Here is a 1371-nt window from a genome sequence, read left to right as displayed (position 1 = left end):
TATGGACCCCGCCCTTGCCGCGGTGGAATCTCAAGCGTCAACTGCAGCGAAGGAGGATGTTATGCAGGTCGTTCGGATAGGTCTAGATCTGGCGAAGTATGTCTTCGAAGTTCACGGCGTCGACAACCACGGGAAAGTCGTTGTGCGAAAGAGGTTACGTCGCGATGCGGTGGCCGGCTTTTTCGCCAATTTACCGGCCTGCCTGGTCGGGATGGAGGCTTCCAACGGGGCACACTATTGGGCTCGCGTGCTCACGGAGCTTGGCCATCAGGTCCGACTAATCAACCCTCAGTTCGTGACACCATACGTCAAGTCGAACAAAAACGACCAGAACGATGCGGAAGCCATCTGCGAAGCGGTCGGTCGTCCGTCCATGCGCTTCGTGCCACCGAAATCAACCGATCAGCTGGCGGTACAGGCCGTCCACCGCATTCGCCGGCGCCTGGTCGCCGATCGAGTCAGGCTCGTCAATCAGATTCGCGGTCTTCTGTCCGAGCATGGGATTGTCGTTGCCCGTGACATCGCGCAGCTGCGGCGTGGCCTCGCGGTCAACGTAGGAAACATCAATGACGACCTCAGCGAGATGCTCCGAGCGCTCATGAGGGAACTGCAAGAGGAGTTGTCCGTTGATACCCGCATTGCAGCCTATGACCGGCGGATAAGGGAAATCTTCCGTACGAGTGAGCAGTGCCAGCGGCTCGGCAAAATCGAAGGCGTCGGACCTGTGACAGCAACAGCCTTGGTCGCCGCCGTGGGCGATAGAAGCTGTTTCAAGAACGGCCGACAGTTCGCGGCTTGGCTTGGTCTGGTACCCAAGCAGCGATCCAGTGGAGGGCGGGCCCGCTTGTTCGGCATCAGCAAACGGGGCGATCGATACCTGCGGACGCTGATGATTCACGGAGCTCGCGCCGCTTTAAGCCGTGCTAATGGCAAGCAGGATCCGCGAAGCCTCTGGCTCGGCAAGATGCGGCAACGGCGCCATCCCAATGTCGCGGCCGTGGCTCTTGCCAACAAGAACGCGCGGATCGTGTGGGCTATGCTCACAGGCGGCGCGGCTTATGAGCCGGCGCTTTCGGTGAAGGCGGCCTGAAGCGAAGCGGCAATCAAGGAAAGGTGGTCTCACCGGCAATTGCAACAAATGGCAGGAGATGGCGAAACGGTCACCCCGTCGCTTCCCGAACCTGATGTGTGGACCGGCACGGCTTGCGCCGATGTCTCGGGGCCGTTGAGGCGGAAGCGGGCGAAAACCATCGAGGCTCGCGGCGGAGACGTTGTCCAGCCGCATCAAGAAGCCGGATATACGTCAGCAGTTGTGGCCGTCGATCCTGATCAAGCCAGTCGTTGCAATCGGGCGGGGTCCATATACGTCTA

1 protein-coding gene is annotated in these 1371 nt (G+C 60.2%); it reads left to right on the top strand.

What is annotated here, in order from left to right:
- Positions 1-61 precede the first annotated feature (61 nt).
- Positions 62-1090 carry an IS110 family transposase gene (locus GWG67_RS38640; RefSeq protein ID WP_275174880.1) on the top strand — a complete coding sequence of 343 codons (1029 nt, stop codon included), beginning with the start codon at positions 62-64 and terminating at the stop codon, positions 1088-1090.
- Positions 1091-1371 lie beyond the last annotated feature (281 nt).

Origin of the sequence: Bradyrhizobium sp. CSS354 (genome assembly GCF_029051725.1) — a bacterium.
Taxonomy (GTDB): Bacteria; Pseudomonadota; Alphaproteobacteria; order Rhizobiales; family Xanthobacteraceae; genus Bradyrhizobium.
Note: the sequence above shows the minus strand (reverse complement) of the source record. Positions and strands in the feature narration are given on the sequence as shown.

Excerpts from the sequence above, each read along its gene's own strand:
- GWG67_RS38640 (WP_275174880.1), top strand. The coding sequence starts at position 62 with ATGCAGGTCGTTCGGATAGGTCTAGATCTGGCGAAGTATGTCTTCGAA.